At 70.0% G+C, this 16,636-nt stretch carries 18 protein-coding genes; all 18 read right to left on the bottom strand.

All coding sequences use genetic code 11. The features are described from left to right. Nucleotides 1-150 precede the first annotated feature (150 nt). On the bottom strand, nt 151-456 hold the full coding sequence (locus tag METUNV2_RS0100290) for a hypothetical protein (RefSeq protein WP_018227515.1): 306 nt from the start codon (nt 454-456) through the stop codon (nt 151-153). A gap of 24 nt (nt 457-480) precedes the next feature. Further along, nucleotides 481-984 (bottom strand): nickel-responsive transcriptional regulator NikR, encoded by a 504-nt coding sequence (gene nikR / locus METUNV2_RS18735; protein WP_018227514.1) that lies wholly within the window; start codon nt 982-984, stop codon nt 481-483. 1 nt (nt 985) lies between these two features. Next, nucleotides 986-2,398: a Fic family protein gene (locus tag METUNV2_RS0100280; RefSeq protein WP_018227513.1), complete on the bottom strand. Its 1,413-nt coding sequence runs from the start codon at nt 2,396-2,398 to the stop codon at nt 986-988. Between the two features lie 116 nt (nt 2,399-2,514). Beyond that, complete coding sequence (locus METUNV2_RS0100275; protein WP_018227512.1) at nt 2,515-3,966, bottom strand: nickel-dependent hydrogenase large subunit; 1,452 nt, start codon at nt 3,964-3,966, stop codon at nt 2,515-2,517. Continuing rightward, on the bottom strand, nt 3,963-4,970 hold the full coding sequence (locus METUNV2_RS0100270) for a HupU protein (RefSeq protein WP_018227511.1): 1,008 nt from the start codon (nt 4,968-4,970) through the stop codon (nt 3,963-3,965). Before METUNV2_RS0100270 ends, METUNV2_RS0100275 begins: the two co-directional genes overlap by 4 nt. A gap of 292 nt (nt 4,971-5,262) precedes the next feature. Next, nucleotides 5,263-6,711, bottom strand: coding sequence for a sigma-54-dependent transcriptional regulator (locus METUNV2_RS0100265; RefSeq protein WP_018227510.1), 1,449 nt, complete (start codon nt 6,709-6,711; stop codon nt 5,263-5,265). Next, nucleotides 6,708-8,435, bottom strand: a complete 1,728-nt coding sequence (locus METUNV2_RS0100260) for an enoyl-CoA hydratase-related protein (protein WP_036271153.1) — start codon at nt 8,433-8,435, stop codon at nt 6,708-6,710. The genes METUNV2_RS0100265 and METUNV2_RS0100260 overlap by 4 nt, the downstream gene beginning before the upstream one ends. Before the next feature lies 1 nt (nt 8,436). Then, nucleotides 8,437-8,916: a hypothetical protein gene (locus tag METUNV2_RS0100255; RefSeq protein ID WP_018227508.1), complete on the bottom strand. Its 480-nt coding sequence runs from the start codon at nt 8,914-8,916 to the stop codon at nt 8,437-8,439. 5 nt (nt 8,917-8,921) lie between these two features. Next, on the bottom strand, nt 8,922-9,998 hold the full coding sequence (hypE, locus tag METUNV2_RS0100250) for a hydrogenase expression/formation protein HypE (RefSeq protein ID WP_018227507.1): 1,077 nt from the start codon (nt 9,996-9,998) through the stop codon (nt 8,922-8,924). Further along, nucleotides 9,995-11,134, bottom strand: a complete 1,140-nt coding sequence (gene hypD / locus METUNV2_RS0100245) for a hydrogenase formation protein HypD (protein WP_018227506.1) — start codon at nt 11,132-11,134, stop codon at nt 9,995-9,997. Before hypD ends, hypE begins: the two co-directional genes overlap by 4 nt. Further along, nucleotides 11,131-11,370, bottom strand: a complete 240-nt coding sequence (locus METUNV2_RS0100240) for a HypC/HybG/HupF family hydrogenase formation chaperone (RefSeq protein ID WP_008063444.1) — start codon at nt 11,368-11,370, stop codon at nt 11,131-11,133. The genes hypD and METUNV2_RS0100240 overlap by 4 nt, the downstream gene beginning before the upstream one ends. Then, nucleotides 11,361-12,500, bottom strand: a complete 1,140-nt coding sequence (locus tag METUNV2_RS0100235) for a Kae1-like domain-containing protein (protein WP_018227505.1) — start codon at nt 12,498-12,500, stop codon at nt 11,361-11,363. Before METUNV2_RS0100235 ends, METUNV2_RS0100240 begins: the two co-directional genes overlap by 10 nt. Beyond that, complete coding sequence (gene hypB / locus METUNV2_RS0100230; RefSeq protein WP_018227504.1) at nt 12,497-13,438, bottom strand: hydrogenase nickel incorporation protein HypB; 942 nt, start codon at nt 13,436-13,438, stop codon at nt 12,497-12,499. Before hypB ends, METUNV2_RS0100235 begins: the two co-directional genes overlap by 4 nt. Nucleotides 13,439-13,572: 134 nt before the next feature. Further along, nucleotides 13,573-13,917, bottom strand: a complete 345-nt coding sequence (gene hypA, locus METUNV2_RS0100225) for a hydrogenase maturation nickel metallochaperone HypA (protein WP_018227503.1) — start codon at nt 13,915-13,917, stop codon at nt 13,573-13,575. Next, nucleotides 13,910-14,989, bottom strand: a complete 1,080-nt coding sequence (locus METUNV2_RS0100220) for a hypothetical protein (protein ID WP_018227502.1) — start codon at nt 14,987-14,989, stop codon at nt 13,910-13,912. Before METUNV2_RS0100220 ends, hypA begins: the two co-directional genes overlap by 8 nt. Further along, on the bottom strand, nt 14,986-15,501 hold the full coding sequence (hybE, locus tag METUNV2_RS0100215; RefSeq protein WP_018227501.1) for a [NiFe]-hydrogenase assembly chaperone HybE: 516 nt from the start codon (nt 15,499-15,501) through the stop codon (nt 14,986-14,988). Before hybE ends, METUNV2_RS0100220 begins: the two co-directional genes overlap by 4 nt. Before the next feature lie 33 nt (nt 15,502-15,534). Next, complete coding sequence (locus tag METUNV2_RS19950; protein WP_018227500.1) at nt 15,535-15,756, bottom strand: rubredoxin; 222 nt, start codon at nt 15,754-15,756, stop codon at nt 15,535-15,537. Nucleotides 15,757-15,758: 2 nt separating this feature from the next. Beyond that, on the bottom strand, nt 15,759-16,625 hold the full coding sequence (locus METUNV2_RS0100205; protein WP_018227499.1) for a hydrogenase expression/formation protein: 867 nt from the start codon (nt 16,623-16,625) through the stop codon (nt 15,759-15,761). Between the last annotated feature and the right edge of the window lie 11 nt (nt 16,626-16,636).

Here is a 16,636-nt window from a genome sequence, read left to right as displayed (position 1 = left end):
GTTGTATGAAGAAGTGTCGAGTCTTCATACGCGAGAAGCGTGCCAGCGCTTCGCACACGACGAATCAGGGGCTTGGCGCAGACCTGCGCACAGGAAGCGGTCAGCGCGCTGCCGCTTCAGTTCATGCTGCGGCTGCACCGCTTGCGGCCGTCAATTGGCCCTGGCCCGCCGCCGGGACATGATCAGATGGAACAGTCCGCCGCTCAGTGCGCCCGCGGTGAACCCGGCTGAAACCATGATCATCGTGTCACCTGCGCCCAGGGCACCGCCGGTCTGCACGGACAGGCCGGCCGCCGCCATGGCCAGTACAGCGCCACCCGCCCCAGACCGGATGAGCGTCGCAGCGAGCGGCGTGGTAGCCGGAAAGAACAGGCAGCCGATCGCAACGGCACCCACGACAGGCGCCAGTGCGGACAGAAAGACAAGGGTCAGCAGCAGGAGGAAACCCGGTGCCATGACTGACTACGCTGTGCTGACTTATCAGGTCACCGGCTTCACATGCACATGCCCTGCGCCGCCGCCGGCGGCGTGGCGCCGGGTGTAGCGGTGCCCGGCGGGGCCGGCGTGGTGGTGATGGGCGTCCATTTCGACCGCGATCAGGTTCACCTTGCCGTGGTGCACGCCGCGCTCGGCGCACACCGCGTCGGCGAAGGCTTTCACCACTGCGATCTCTCCCTTCAGCAGGACGGTTTCCAGACAGTGGTCGTGGTCGAGGTGGGCGTGCATGGTCGACACCGTGAGGTCGTGGTGCGCGTGCTGCAGGCTGGTGAGCCGCTCGGCCAGATCGCGTTCGTGGTGGTTGAACACATAAGAAAGGCAAGCCACGCAGTGGGTGGCGCTGCCGGTCTGCTGCTGCGAGCGGTCGAGCTCGGCGCGGAACAGGTCGCGCACCGCCTCCGAGCGGTTGCCGTAGCCGCGCTGCGCGATCCAGTCGTCGAACTGGGCGGCCAGCTGGTCGTCGAGGGAAATGGTGAAGCGCTGCATGTCATGACTCCGATAAGGTCGTGTCGATTGACGGGCCATGCGCCGCCAGCCAGTCGGCAAATTCCAGCGGGCGCAGCCCGAAGCGGACGGCATTGCCCGCATGCAGCGAGCGGAACTCCTGCAGCACCAGCTCGGCGAAACGGGCCCTGTCTGCTGCCGCCACGGCGGCTGGTATCACGGTGCGTGCCGTCACGGCATTCGCCGGCAGCCCGCCCAGCACGACCGCGCGCACCGCTTCGGTCAGCGCCTTTCGGTGACGCAGGCGGAAGGTGTCGGGCGGCACCAGCTGCTGCTTGACGGCAACGTACTGCTGGCACGAACGCGCATAGGCCTGTACGAACACATCGCGCAGCAGCTCGATGCGGTTCAGCTCATAGACCGCGATCATCGCATCGACATAGGCCTGCTGCGGCACGTCGATGAAGGACAGCGGGCACAGATTGGTGCGGATCAGCGGAATGTTGGCGGCCAGCCGCGACACCCGCTTGTTCACGTCCTCGAAGGGCTGCAGATAGGGCAGATGCACCATCAGGAAGAAGGCCTGCTCGAACGGGTCTTCGATGTCGGCGGCGATGTCGGTGACGATGCCGAACAGCTCCTCGAGCTGCTGCGGCAGTGCGAGCGGCCGATACACGCAGCCGCTGATCTCGACCGCACGGCTGCGCACCCGGCCGCCGGCCTGCGGATCGCGCAGCAGGCCATCGGACAGCAGCGCGTGCAGCGACAGCAGCGTTTCGCGATCGACGCCGATGCGGCTGGCGCCATGTACCAGATACTCGATCGCCGCCTTGTGATTCAGGATCATCTGCGTCTCGAGCGCGTCCTTGCCGTCGGCGATCTCGCCCAGTTCGATCAGGCGTTCGGTGTCGAGCCGCGAATAGGTGTTGCCCTCCAGCCGCGACGAGGCCCAGGACAGGTCGATCAGCAGCCGGTTCAGGATGTCGCCCGCGAAGGTGCCCGCCGCCGCCTCGCCGACCGGCGAGCGACCGAGCACATGCAGCTGCGCGCGCAGTGGCTCGGGCAGATAGAAGGTGTCATTGGCGCGATAGCGCTCGACGAAGGCGATGTCGTAACCGACCGGGCGACGCAGGTGCAGGGGCCGGCGCACCAGATCGCGCAGCTCGGCGCCCTCGGCGGACAAGGTCACGTAGGGAGCCGGCGCGGCCGGCGGCGAAGGCTCCATCGCCATCAGCGCGGCGCCGGCGGGCGCCGGGAAATACTTCAGCGCGCGCGCCTCACCGCGCGTCAGGACGCAGCCCTGCGCGACCAGTCCGGACAGCCGGCGCTGCAGCGTGCGCCGCGCCACGCCGTCACCGAGCGCGCGCAGCAGGCCCTCCACACCGATGCCCTCCGGATGGCGGGCGATCAGCGCGGCGAGCGTGTCTGGAACGATGGACGAGCGGGATCGGGGCATTTCAGTGGCGCAATCCATTTATCGCGCCAAAATATTGGCACAAAAAAGAAAATCGCGCCACATTGTTATGGCGCGATCCGGCACCCGGTTCGACCCGTCACTTTCCGCCCCCAGCTTCAGTGCACCGTGCACACCATGCACGGATCGAAAGACCGCACGATGTGCTGCACCGCCACCGGCGTGGTTTCGCCGTCGCGCACCGGCGCACCTTCGAGCGCCGATTCCAGCGCGCCGGGCCGGCCGTCGGCGTCGCGCGGCGAGAAATTCCAGGTGGTGGGTGCCACGATCTGGTAGTTGGCGATGCGGCCGTCGCGCACCGAAATCCAGTGACCCAGGCTGCCGCGCGCGGCTTCAGACAGGCCGGCCGCGATGCCTTCGTCCGGCAGCGGGCCTGGCGTGCAGAAGGGCTCGCCCGGCCGCAGCGCGCGCAGCCAGTCTTCCATCAGGGTGACGACGCGCGCCAATTCGAGCAGGCGGGCCACCACGCGGGTATAGACGGTGCCGCCATGCCGGCCCACCAGATCGACGATGAGCGGGTGGCCGCTCGCCAGCTGGCGCGCGATGGCGCCGGTTTCCACCACCTCGCCGGCCAGCCGCGGCGCCTTGTTCCAGGTGTAGGCGCCCGGCTTGTCCGGCTCAGGCACAGTGAGACCGGAACCCGGGTGCTGCGGCCCGCCGGCGTCGCTGAGCCAGGCGTGGGTGGCGTCTTCGCGGATGGCTGCGGCATCGACCGGCGACAGCGCGCCGCCCTGCCACACGCCAGCCCCGAGCGCGGTGCTGCCGTCCGGCTGCGGATAGGCGCCGTAGCTCAGATAGCGGCCGGGACCGGCGCCCAGCGTGGCCAGCGCGGTGTCGCGCGCCACCGTGGCGAAGAAACGCAGATCGCTGCCCAGCGGGTCGCGCGCCACCCAGTCGTCGAACGCCGCTTCCGAGTCGAGTGCGACCACCGCTTCCAGCGGCGCGCCATAGGTGTGGGTTTCGAGAAAGCGGCGAAACTCGCGCACCCGCGCCAGCAGCCGCACCTTCTCTGCCGCGTCGACCGCGCGGGTCGAGCCGCCCGGGTCGATGCTCTGGGTGTGCGGCCACTTGCCGGCCAGCGTGCCGAGCAGCGTGAACCAGCGCTGGCGCGCAGCGATCGCGGCGCGCACCCGCTCGCCGGTGCTCGGCGTGTAGCGGCGCACCGCCTCGTCATGCCAGGGCCGGCCGGCATACACCGGTCGCACGAAATCCGGCATGAAGAACAGATAGAAATGGGTCAGGTGATCAGCCAGATTTTCAGTGGCCAGGATCACGTTGGTCACGTGGCGGCCGTTGTCCGGCATCGTGATGTCGCCGAGCGCCGCCAGTGCCCGCGCCGCCGCCACCGACTGCGACACCGAACAGATGCCGCAGATGCGCGGCACATACACCAGCGCGTCATGCGGCTCGCGCCCGCGCAGGATCTGCTCGAAGCCGCGGTACATCGGCGCATTCACGTGCGCCGACGCGACCCGGCCATCGGCGACGTCCAGTGTCACTTCGAGATCGCCCTCGACGCGGTTGAAGGGTCCGACGAGGAGGCGGGTCACTTCAGGCGCGTCCTTCTCGCCACCGGCGGCACCACCACGTGGTCCGATACCGCATTCACCTTCACCCGCTTCGGCGTGGCCGACTTCGACAGCGAAGCCAGCGCGACGAACCAGGCCTTGGGCATGTCGGTCGGCAGGCCGATCGGAATGCCGGCGAGCTTGGGCGTGGCGTGGAAGGGGTGGCCGGGTTCCTGGAAGCCGGGTTCGGTGCAGCTGATGCAGGCATAGCCGCCGCGGGTGCAGGAGCCTTCGCCGTTCCACGGCCGGGTGTTGCAGTCGGCGTGCGCCTGCGTGCCCTTGCAACCCATGTGTTCCATCATGCAGCCGAGGTCCGAGGGCTTTTCGGCGCTGGCCTTGAATTCGTAGTACTCGTTGCGGGTGCAGCCGTGGTGCACCAGCTGGTCGGCATAGAAGCGCGGCCGGCCCAGCGTGTCGAGGTCGGCGGCGCCGAAGCTGCCGGCAGCGAGCGCCATGAGGGTATCCAGCACCCAGCTGGGATGGGTCGGGCAGCCGGCAACATTGATCACCGGCAGGCCGGCGCCGGCATGGAAATCCGCGCCGAGCAGGCCGCCGCGTGCGTCGTCCTCGTACTGCAGGCCGCAGGCATCGGTCGGGTTGTCGCCGCCCGCGGTGACACCGCCCCAGGCGGCACAGCTGCCGATGGCGATCACGTGGCGTGCCTTCGCGGCGAGCTTGCGCACCCAGTCGATCATGGGCAGGCCGGTGCCGGCCATGATGTGGAAACGGCCGGTGCCATTCGGCCCGCGCAGCAGCGAGCCCTCGACACACAGCGCGTCCAGCGGCTGCGTGCCGTCGAGAACGCGGCCGAGCAGCGCCACCACGTCGTCACCGCTGTCCAGCGACAGCGACGGGTGCCACAGCAGGTCGATGCCGGCGTCGCGCAGCTGGCCGTGGAAATCGTCGGTGTCGGCGCACAGCAGCGACATGCTGCAGCCGCCGCAGCCACCGGACTGCAGCCATAGAACGGTGAAGGGGGTGCTCATCGCCGGGTGCTCAACTCATTCGTCGTCGTGTTCATGCTGAACCCACACTGTAGCAAGGCGGGCGCGAGACCTGTGGGAGCGGCGCCCTCGCCGCGATGGCAGCTTCGGATCATGCACTGACGCATTGCCCAGGCCACATCGCGGCGAGGGCACCGCTCCCACGGAAACGCTTGCAGGCCGGTTCGGTGGGCGGGAAGCGGTGCTTCGCGAAACCCCTGCCTTGCCCCACTGCCGGCTTTGCACAGCCGGCCGGTTCGGCAGGCGCGAGGCAGTGCCTCGCGAAACCCCTGCCTCACCCCTCAAGTCCAAATCTGACCATCTTGCCTCTGAGGCCGACGCGGGACAGGCCGAGTTCCTTGGCGGCGCGGGTTTTGTTCCAGCGGTGGCGGAGCAGGGTTTCGCGCAGCACCATGGCTTCGATGGCGTCGAGGCGTTCGGCCAGAGTGCCGCTGGCGGGCAGGGCGGCGGCGCTGGCGGTGGCGGTCAGGCCGGCCTGACCGTGCAGCACGCGCTGCGACAACGACTGCGCCTCGATGCGCTCGCTGTCGCTCAGCGCCAGTGCGCGCGCCAGTTCGTTGCGCAGCTCGCGGATGTTGCCCGGCCACGGGTAGCCCATCAGGCAGGCCATGGCCTCGTCGGTCAGCGAGGCACCGGGGCGGCCCAGTTCGATGCCGACCTCGTCGACCACGCGGCGGGCGATCGGCTCGATGTCACCCACCCGCTCGCGCAGCGGCGGCACGGTGAAGGTGGCGCCGGCGACGCGGTAATACAGATCCTCGCGGAACAGGCCCTCACGCACCCGCTGTTCGAGGTCGCGGTGGGTGGCGGCGATCACGCGCACATCCACCGGCACCGCGCGGGTACCACCCACCGGCCGCACTTCGCCTTCCTGCAGCACGCGCAGCAGGCGCACCTGGAAGGCGGGCGAGGTTTCGCCGATTTCGTCGAGGAACACGGTGCCGCCGTCGGCGCGCTGGAACAGGCCGATGTGGTCTTCATAGGCGCCGGTGAAGGCGCCGCGCTTGTGGCCGAACAGTTCGGATTCGAGCAGCGTCTCCGGTATCGCCGCGCAGTTCTCCACCACGAAAGCGCCGTTGGCGCGCGGGCTGGCGTAGTGGATGGCGCGCGCCAGCAGCTCCTTGCCGGTGCCGGATTCGCCCAGCACCAGCACCGACAGGTCGTAGCGCGCGACCCGTGCGGCCATTTCGCACACGCTGTCCATCGGGCTGCCGGCGGCGCGCTCGATGCGGTCGAAGCCGAAGGTGCGGCGTGCGCGCTCCAGCTTGTGCGCGGCGCGCTGGCGCAGCACCGGCGTGGCGGTGCGCAGTTCGAGGTCGAGGCGGGCGGTTTCCTGCTGCAGCGTCTGCGCCTCGGCGGCGTTGCGCACGGTGGCCAGCAGGTGGTCCGGCACCCAGGGCTTCAGGATGTACTGGTAGATGCCGGCGTCGTTGATGCCGGCGATGATGTCTTCCGAGTCGGTGTAGCCGGAGATGACGATGCGCACGATGTCCGGCCAGCGCTCGCGCACCTCTTTAAGGAACACGACGCCGGTCAGGCCGGGCATGCGCTGGTCGCACAGGATGACGTTCACCTCGTGCCGCTCGAGCTGGGTGCGCGCGTCGTCGGCACCGCTGGCGGTGAGCACGACGAAATCCTCTTCCAGCGTGCGGCGCATCGCGTCCTGCGAGCGCACTTCGTCGTCGACCACCAGCACGGTGGGCAGGCGCAGACCGGCGTTCATCGCGCTGCCACCTCGCGGTGCACTGCCAGATGGCGCGGCGTCCAGGCGTGCGGCAGCCGGTGCACGAAGTGGTGGCGCGCGACGTGGTAACTGGGGTCGAAGCCGTAGAAATTGCGGTGCATGCGGGCCAGTTCCTCCTGCCGGTAGTCGGCGAGCGGGCGGGCGGCTTCGTCGGCGGCCCGCGTCTTCTGTTTGCGCGCGAGCGCGTCGCGAAGATTGTACGACGCGGCCATCGCGCAGGCCTCCTGCAGCGCGGCATCGAGCAGGGCCGCCGGCGGGCCGTCGATGCAGCGGTCGATGAAGCCGATGCGCGCAGCCTCCGGCGCCGACAGCGGCAGACGGCGCTGCATCAGCGCGCGCGCGCCGTCGGCGCCCAGCCGCTTCGGCGCCAGATAGGTCCAGTACTCCGAGCCGTACAGATTGCCCATGTTCTTGTAGTGCGGGTTCAGCATGACCCCGCGCCCGGCCCACACCTGGTCGGCGGCCAGCGCGAGGAAGGCGCCGCCAGCACCGGCATTGCCGCGCAGCAGCGATACGGTGAGCCGGTCGGTGGTGGTCAGGATTTCCAGCGCCACGTCGTTCATCGCGTTGATATTGCGCCAGGACGCGTCGGCCGCGCTGTCGCCGTCGCGGTGGGTGGCGTGCTCGATGGTGTTGAGGTCGATGCCGTTGCTGAAGAAGCCGGCGCCGCCGGCCAGCATGAGCAGCTGCGTGTCGCGCCGCTTCACCTCGACCAGCGCGTCGCGCAACCGCGCGCACTGCGCGGCGGACATCGCGCCATTGCAGAAGTCGAAACTGAGCACGCCGACCCGCGCGCCCGGTGCGCCGTGTTCGGCGTAGCGCAGCTCCGCCCACTCGTCGTCGGCGCGCGTGAGCGGCGCCACGCGTTCGGGCAGGGCGGCGGTTTCATCGGCCAGCGCGAGCACGGCCGGCAGCTTGATGCTCACGGTGCGGTCGAGCCGCGCGACGCGCCCCAGCCACACCGCGCCATCGACCGTGCGGCACAGCAGCGCGTCGTCGCGCCGCGCCAGCGGCTCACCGGGGGCGCCGTTCAGACCGGCCCACGCGGCCGCCGTGGCCGGATGCGCGTCGTACAGCCGGACCGCCACGCCACACAGCCGGCTCACCACGCCGGGCTGGCCGTCAGAGGCGCGCACCTTGGCCAGCACGGTGGCGCTGTCGTCACGCGCCCAGTCGATGGCGCGACGCGCCTGCGGCAGCACGCCGCGCCAGCCGTCGGCCTGCGGCGGCAGCATGAGCGGAGGTTCACCCGCTGCGTGGCGAGCCAGCGCCTGCAACGTGGCCGCCACCGCGGCTTCGGTCACTTCGGCGCGGTACAGCGCGCCCTTGGAGGCGGCACGCATCGGAAAGCCGGCGTGCGCCCACACCGGGCCGGCGTCGAAATCGCCGTCGGCCTGCAGCACGGTGACGCCCCATTCGGCGCGGCCTTCGAGAATGGCCCAGTCCAGCGCGGCCGGGCCGCGGTCACCGGGCGGCCCCGGATGCACGATGAAACAGGGCAGCGCACGCCACACGCTGTCCGGAATGCGCCGCTTCAGGAAGGGCGCGATCAGCAGGTCGGGCCGGAACAGCGCGACCGCCTCTTCGGTCACGCTGTCGGCGATGTCCAGCTCGACCGACAGCGTGTGGCCGAGCGCGGCCAGTTCGGCGTACAGCCGCTGGCTCAGGCTGTTGAAGCTGTGGCAGAGCAGCAGGATGCGCATGTCAGAGTTCGAAGCGCAGGCCGGCCAGCGCACGGGCGGCGTCCTTGCGGCCCATGTAGAGCGCCAGCTTGGATTCGATGTGGTCGAGCGCACGATTGAAGGCGTCGGCGTCCGCCGCCTGCAGCAGCGGACGCGCAACCAGCCCGACGTCCGGCCCGAAATGCGGCGCCAGCCGCTGCAGCGCGTCGCTGCGGCGCATTTCCAGCGCCGGGTCGGTAGGCTCATGGGCCGCCACCGGCAGTTCGCTGTCCACCGACTCGACATGGCCGAGCCGTTCCAGTTCGTCCAGCAGCACCTGCGCGTCGTCGCCGATCACCTCCTGCAGCGCCGACAGCGGCGCCCGGCCATTGACCACGATGAGCGCCGCGCGCAGACGGCCGCGCAGCATGCTGGCGCGCGACAGCAGTTCGCTGCGACCGCGTTCGGTCTTGGCGTAGATGCGGTCGGCGGTCATCGTCGCGTCGAGCAGCGAAGAAAACACGCGGTTCAGCAGATGCGCGGCAGCTGTTCGCCGCTGAGCCAGTCCACCACCCGGCGGCCGCCGAAGCGGGTGTTCATCTGCACGAAGTGGTGCGGGTCTTCGGTCACGACACCGATGCGCGCGGCGTCCGCCCCGCGCGGGTGGGCACGCATCGCGGCCAGCACGCTGTCGGCCTGGTCCGCCGGCACGATGGCCAGCAGCTTGCCTTCGTTGGCGACGTAGAGCGGGTCCAGCCCCAGCAGTTCGCAGGCGGCATCGACTTCCGGTTTCACCGGGATCGCCGCTTCGTCGAGCAGCATGCCGACGCCGGACTGGCGGGCGATCTCGTTCAGCGTGGTCGCGACACCGCCGCGGGTCGGGTCGCGCAGCGTGCGGAGGGCCGGACAGGCGGCCAGCATGTCGGCCACCAGACCGTTCAGCGCCGCGGTGTCCGACACGATGGTGGTTTCGAATTCCAGCGATTCGCGCTGCGACAGCACCGCCACGCCGTGGTCGCCCACCGTGCCCGACAGCAGGATGACGTCGCCCGGCCGCGCGTGCGCACCCGACACGTCGATGCCGTGCGGCACCACGCCGACGCCGGTGGTGCTGATGAACACGCCGTCGCCCTTGCCCTGCTCCACCACCTTGGTGTCGCCGGTCACCACCGCGACGCCGGCCTCGCGCGCGGCGGCCGCCATCGATTGCACGATGCGCTTCAGGTCGGCCAGCGGAAAACCCTCTTCGAGAATGAAGCTGGCCGACAGCCAGAGCGGCGTGGCGCCCATCATCGCCACGTCGTTCACCGTGCCGTGCACGCTGAGCGCGCCGATGTCGCCGCCAGGGAAGAACAGCGGCGAAATGACGTGGGCGTCGGTCGCCATCACCAGACGAGCGCCCTGCGGAATGGCCAGCGAAGCACCGTCGTTGCCCTGGCGCAGGAAGGGGTTGTCGAAGGCGGCGAGGAAAATCTCCTCGATCAGCTGCGACGCTGCGCGACCGCCTGCGCCATGGCCCATGTCGATGCGGCCGTTGCGGATATCCAGCGGCCGGACATAGCCGGCGCGCACGGTGCCGCCCTTGCTGTCGTCTCTCGCGTTCATGCTGTCACCACCGGAATGTCCTTGAACCGCCCGTAGGCGTAATGCGCGGCACAGGCGCCTTCGCTCGACACCATGCAGGAACCGATCGGGTTTTCCGGCGTGCACACGGTGCCGAAAATCTTGCAGTCGGTCGGCTTCTTGACGCCGCGCAGGATGGCGCCGCACTCGCAGGCCTTGTTGTCGGCCACCGGCGTGTAGCCGACATCGAAACGGCGCTCGGCGTCGAACTCGGCAAAGGCCGGGCGTATCTTCAGCGCGCTGTACGGCACTTCGCCCAGGCCACGCCATTCGAAGCTGGGCCGCAGTTCGAACACCTCCGACACCTTCTGCTGCGCGGCCAGATTGCCGTCGCGGTCCACCGCGCGGGTGAATTCGTTCTCGACGTGGGCGCGGCCTTCGTTCACCTGGCGCACCAGCATCAGGATGGCCTGCATCACGTCCAGCGGCTCGAAGCCGGCGATCACCACCGGCTTGCGGTACTCCTCGGCGAAATGCTCGTAGGGCGCAGCGCCGATGACGATGCTCACGTGCGCCGGGCCGATGAAGCCGTCGATCGGCACCGTGCCGTACTGGCGCACTTCCGGCGATTCCAGAATGTGGGTGATGGCAGACGGCGTCAGCACGTGGCAGCACAGCACGCTGAAATTCTTCAGCCCCTCACGCTGCGCGCGCAGGATGGCCAGCGCGGTCGGCGGCGTCGTTGTTTCGAAGCCGATGGCGAAGAACACCACCTGACGCTCCGGGTTGTCGCGCGCGACGGTGAGCGCGTCGGCCGCCGAATACACCATGCGGATGTCGCCGCCGCGCGCCTTGGCCTTGGTCAGCGACAGCTGGTCGGAGGCCGGCACGCGCATCGTGTCGCCGTAGGTGCACACGATCACCTCATGTTCGAGCGCCAGCCTGATCGCCATGTCGACCCGGCCGATCGGCAGCACGCACACCGGACAGCCGGGGCCGTGAATCATGCGCACATTGGCCGGCAGCAGTTCGCTCACGCCGTAGCGCGAAATGGCGTGCGTGTGGCCGCCGCAGAACTCCATGAAGCTGTACTGGCGGTCACCGCGTGCCTCGTCGGCCAGGCGGTCGGCGATGCGGCGGGCGACGTCGCCGTCGCGGAATTCGTCGATGTATTTCATGCGGCGGACTCCGTTGCGGCCATCGCCGACATTTCGCCGAACAGCGCCAGCGTGCGCTCGGCCTCGTCCGGATCGATCATGCCGATGGCGTGACCGACGTGGACGATGACGTAGTCGCCGACCTGCGCCTGCGGCACCAGTTCGATCGACACTTCCTTGCGGATGCCGCCGAGGTTCACCATCGCGCGTTCGTCCGCGCGCAGTTCGACCAGTTTGGCGGGAATGGCTAGACACATGACAGCATCTCCGAGTGCGTGTGCGGGGCGATGAGGATCTGCTGCGCGACCGCCCAGGCCTGGCCCCAGGCCAGACCGGCGTCGCCGCAGGAGGTGGATTGCGGGCGCAGCACGCGCAGGCCGCGCCGCTGCAGCCGCAGCGTGACCCGGCGGGTGAGCAGCGCATTCATGAAACAGCCGCCGCCGAGGCAGACGGTGTCGACGCCGGTGACTTCGGCCGCTTCCAGCGCCCACTGCGCGAGCGCGTCGGCCAGTTCGAAATGGAAACGGGCGGCCGCGGCGTCGACCGCGTCCGCCGGCGTGTCGAACAGAGTCGCAACCAGCGGGCGCAGATCCAGCTGTTCGCTGCAGGCGGCCGGTGCATCGACATCGAGCGACGGTTCGCCGTGCTGCGCGCACCAGCGCTTCGCCGCGGTTTCCAGCGCGATCGCGGCTTCGGCTTCGTGCGACTGGCGCACGCTCAGGCCGAGCGCACCGGCGGCGGCGTCGAACCAGCGGCCGGTGCTGGTGGTGGGCGGGCTGTTCAGGCCGGTGTCCAGCATGCGCGCCACGGTACGCGCGGCGGCACTGCCCACCGCAGGCGCGAAGCGCGCCTCGATCTGGTCGCCGCGACCCAGCACCTGCAGCGCCGCGGCCGCCATGCGCCAGGGCTCGCGCGCGGCGGCGTCGCCACCGGCCAGCCGCAGCGGCCACAGATGACCGAGCCGGCGCCAGTCGCCGGGCGCCACCCACAGCAGTTCGCCGCCCCAGGCCAGGCCGTCGGTGCCGAGGCCGACGCCGTCCAGCGCCAGTCCGACCACCGGTTCGGTCAGGCCGTGCTCGGCCATCACCGCGGCGATGTGCGCGTGGTGATGCTGCACGCCGACCGCCGGCACGCCCAGCCTTTCGGCCAGCGCCACCGCCAGCCGGCTGCTGTGGAAATCCGGGTGCAGGTCGTGCGCCACCGCCTGCAGCGAGGTGTTCGACTGTTCGAGCAGCGCGTCGAGCGAGCGCTCAAGCGCGACACAGGCGGCCGGATCGCCGAGGTCACCATGCAGCGGCGACCAGTGCGGCTGGCCGTCCTCCAGCAGACAGGCGGCGTTCTTGAGCCAGGCGCCACAGGCCAGCACCGCCGGCAGGCCGGGGTTCATGATGTGTGCACCGGCTGTGCTGCGGACTGCGCAAGCGCCGGCTGCATGCGCGCGGCGATCCAGGCCAGCCATTCATCCATGCCTTCGCCGGTGGTGGCGGATACGCGGATCACTTCGATGTCCGGATTCACCCGGCGCGCGAAATCGATGCAGCGCTCGACGTCGAATTTCAGATAGGGCAGCAGATCGACCTTGTTCACCAGCATGACGCGGCTGGCGGCGAACATGTCCGGGTACTTCAGCGGCTTGTCCTCGCCTTCGGTCACCGACAGGATGGCCACCTTGGCCGCCTCGCCCAGATCCCACATGGCCGGGCACACCAGATTGCCGACGTTCTCGATGAACAGCAGGCTGCGCGCCGCGCCGTGATCGTGGCGGTGCAGCCGGGTGAAGGCTTCGGCCACCATGGGCGCGTCCAGATGGCAGCCCTTGCCGGTGTTCACCTGGATGGCCGGTGCGCCGGTGGCGCGTATGCGGTCGGCGTCGAAGGCGGTCTGCTGGTCACCCTCGATCACCGACACCGGCAGGCCGGGCGCACGGCCCTTCAGCGCCTCGATGGTGGCGCACAGCAGCGTGGTCTTGCCGGAACCCGGGCTGGACACGAAATTGAACGCGGTCACGCCGTGCGAGGCGAAGTGCTGGCGGTTCCGCGCGGCGATGCGGTCGTTCTCGCCAAGGATGTCGGTTTCCAGCCGGATCGCGCGCGCCTGGCTCATGCCGGGCACCGACACCCGGGCCGCGCCGGCGCCGAAGTGCAGGTCGCCGCTGGCCGGGTCCACGCTCACATGGGCGTGATCGGCAACGACCGGTTCCGCTGCACGCGAAGCCGGCTTCGCACGGCGCGCCGCCGGCGAATACGGGTTCGCCGGATGGGCGTGGCCATGCCCCTCGATACTGACCTGGCTGCCGTCACCGGCACATCCACAGACTACGCACATGTCGATCCCCTCCGTCCTCGCCCGGTCTGGGCCGGGTCATGTTCCGCTGCGTCACGCGGCACGGGCCGCGCACATTCCTGTCTCCGGTCTGCCCGCCCTGTTGCGGACCCGACCTTCTGCTGCGGCGCCGCCGCTCAATCCTCGACCTGCATGTCGATCACTTTCAGCTCAGTGCCGCCGGTGGGCTGCAGCCGGAAGCCACCGCAGTGCGCACAGGCGTCACCGCGCTGCGCGATCTGCACGGTGACGCTGCAGTCCATGCACCAGGCTTCGCCCGGCGGTTCGTCAATGTCGATCCGCGCGCCGTCGAGCAGGGTGCCGGGCGCGATGGCTTCGAGCGCGAAGCGCAGCGCGCGCGACTCGACGCCGGCCAGCTGCCCCGCTTCCAGCCGCAGATGCGTAACCCGGGCGAAGCGCTCGCGCTCGGCCGTACGCTCGACCAGCTGCAGGATGCCGCCGGCCAGACTGGCTTCATGCATGGGCCACCTCCGGCAGCAGCAGGTCGTAGCGCACGCAGGGGTCCCAGGCGCTCATCAGCACCGCCACCTGAAGCGCGATGTCGGGCGCGTGCGGGTCCAGCGTTTCGAGCGACGCGGCGACCGCGCCCTGCGGGTGGAAATTCCATTCGGTCGGCGCCAGCACCCGGCAGCGCTGCACCACGGTGCGGGTCGGGTCGAGCTCCACGTAATGCAGCAGCAGGCCGCGCGCCATTTCGGCCCAGGCCAGACCGGCGCCCGGCCCGAGCGCGAGCTGGCCGCTGCGCAGCCGGGGTGCGGCATCGGGCAGCGCCAGCCGCACGGCTTCGGCGATGCGGGCGGCCATGCGGGCGCCGGCGGTGGGCGCCGACGGCGCCTTCGGGGCGTCGTCGAGCCGGGTCCAGCAGCCGGTTTCGGCGCAACGGCCATCGAGGTCGGGCAGACGACTGAAGCTGTCCTCGTCCGCCAGACGGCCGGCCAGCGTGCGCAGGCCGGCGTCGTCGGCGTGCGCCTGCAGCGGCGGTGCCACCGGCAGCCGGCGGTCGGCGATCGGGGCGATATCGTCCATCAGCGCGGCCAGCCAGCTGGCGCGGCCGGCACGCCAGCTGGCGAAGGCGGCGTGCGGATCGGCGTCCCACGCGGCCAACCAGTCCTGCGCACCGCCGCCGAGCAGATGGCGTTCAAGCCAGTCGACCGGCGTATGGGTGGCGTCCGGACGCAGCAGCGGACAGGCCGCGAGCGCGCGCTGCGCTTCGGGCGGCGGCGAGCCGGCCAGCCGGGTCGGCCAGTCGAGCAGCAGGCGGCGCAGGTGTTCGCGCAATGTTTCGTCGCGCAGGCTCGCAGTACTGGGCGGCGCTTCGATGCCGCGGGCCGCATCCACCGCGGCCCGCGCGCACAGCGCATGGGCATGGGCGCACAGGCTGAACACCGAAGACAGCAGGCCGGGCAGCACGTCGGCCGGCTTGCCGCGACCCAGCGTGGCGGCCCAGTCCGGACGGCTGCCAGCCAGCGCCTGCGGCCGCGCGGCGCCCGGGCGCACGCGCAGCACGCCGGCCAGTGCGTCCAGCGTGTTCATGGGCTGCGGCTCCGGCCGAACAGGAAGCCGCGACGCGACGGGCGTTCGACTTCGCCCTCCGCCTCGCGCGGCGCGGCCGCGGCATCCGCCTGCGCACTGCGCAGACGGATCAGCACCGCACGCGCGGTGGCGACCGCGTTGTCGTGGTCCGGGAAATCGAACATCGGCGAAAACAGCGAACAGGCGTCGAAGGTGCCGATGGCCGCCTCGTGCGCACCGATGAAGTCGAAGCGCTCGTTGCCGAGCGCCAGCCGGCGGCTGACGCCGACCCGGCCCGCATCGTCCTCGCGCACCAACGGCAGGCGCACCAGATTCATGAACCAGGGCGTGACCAGCACACCGCTGACCGCGGCCGGCAGATCCGGCTCCGACGCGCAGGGCTCGAAGCCGACCGCCTCCACCCGCAGCGCGGGGTTGATCACCGGCAGCCCGGCCATGCGGGTGTCGGCGATCTGGCGGAACAGCGTCTCGAGGGCGCTGATGCGGTAGGCGAGCATCGGGTCGGTGGTCATGTCGGTCGCTCAGGTGCGGTGAGGTGATCAACCTCAGTCGATCACCATGAACTGGTCGGCGTCGCCGTCGCACTGCGGGCAGCGCCAGTGCGGCGGCAGGTCGGTGAATGCGGTGCCCGGCGCGATCTGCCACACCGGGTCGCCCTGCTGCGGGTCGTACACCCACCAGCAGATCTTGCATTCGAGCTTCGCATTGTCCGGCAACTTCCCGGCGTCGCCGAGATAGCTGCCTTCGAAGCGTGCGGGTTCCGACATGATCAGGCGCCTTCCACCCAGGCCAGCACTTCGGTCAGACGCTCGAACGAATCTTCGAGATCCTCCTTCGCGGCCATCGCGACCTCGGGCAACGCGGTCACCTCGACGGTGTTCAGGATGACCACGTCCTGCGAGTTGTAATAGACCACGCGCCAGGTGTTGGGCACGCGGGTGTTGGTGATGCGGCAGTTGCCGTAGCCACGCGACAGGATGAGCACACGGCCGGTGCCGAGGTGGTGATCCATGAAGCCGATGTCTTCCTGCGACATCGGCAGCAGCGTGAGATTCACCACGTGCGCCGGCTGGCCCGGCTTCCATGCGCGCCACTGGTCCTCGATCTCGGCCAGCAGCGCCGGCGCGTTCTGCACGTTGGGCGGCAGCGCGCCCTGCCAGCGCGGCACCGAGAACCACAGGTCGTCTGCCGCCGAACTGCGCAGGATGTGCGGGATGGCGCCGACTTCCATGGTGTCGGACTGCACGCGGCCGCCGTCGGTCACGATGACGCGCCACACGCCGGCGAACACCGATTCCTGCACGTCGACCCGCCAGGCGGTGTCGCCTTCGGTGCGCACCTGGGCGCTCACCTCGCCCTCGCCCATCACCTGGTTGATCAGCTTCAGGTCGTCCGGCGGCAGCCGGGTCAGGTCGATGCTGCGGTTGCGGCCGTCGAGGCGGGTTTCGCCGACGCAGGCCAGCACGTCGCGCAGCGCCAGATGCGCCTGTTCGTGGCCGACCAGCTCTTCCGGCTCGGGCAGGATGGGCGGGCGGAAAGTCTCCATGCCCTGCGGCATGTTCATGTACTGCAGCGTTTCATCTTCGACCTGGGTGCCGGGGCCGATGACGGCGACCGGAATCGGAAACTCTTTCACGTTGGACTCCG

Origin of the sequence: Methyloversatilis universalis EHg5, assembly GCF_000378945.1 — a bacterium.
Taxonomy (GTDB): Bacteria; Pseudomonadota; Gammaproteobacteria; order Burkholderiales; family Rhodocyclaceae; genus Methyloversatilis; species Methyloversatilis universalis_A.
The sequence above is the reverse complement of the archived record's forward strand: the minus strand, read 5'-3'. Positions and strand labels throughout refer to the sequence as shown.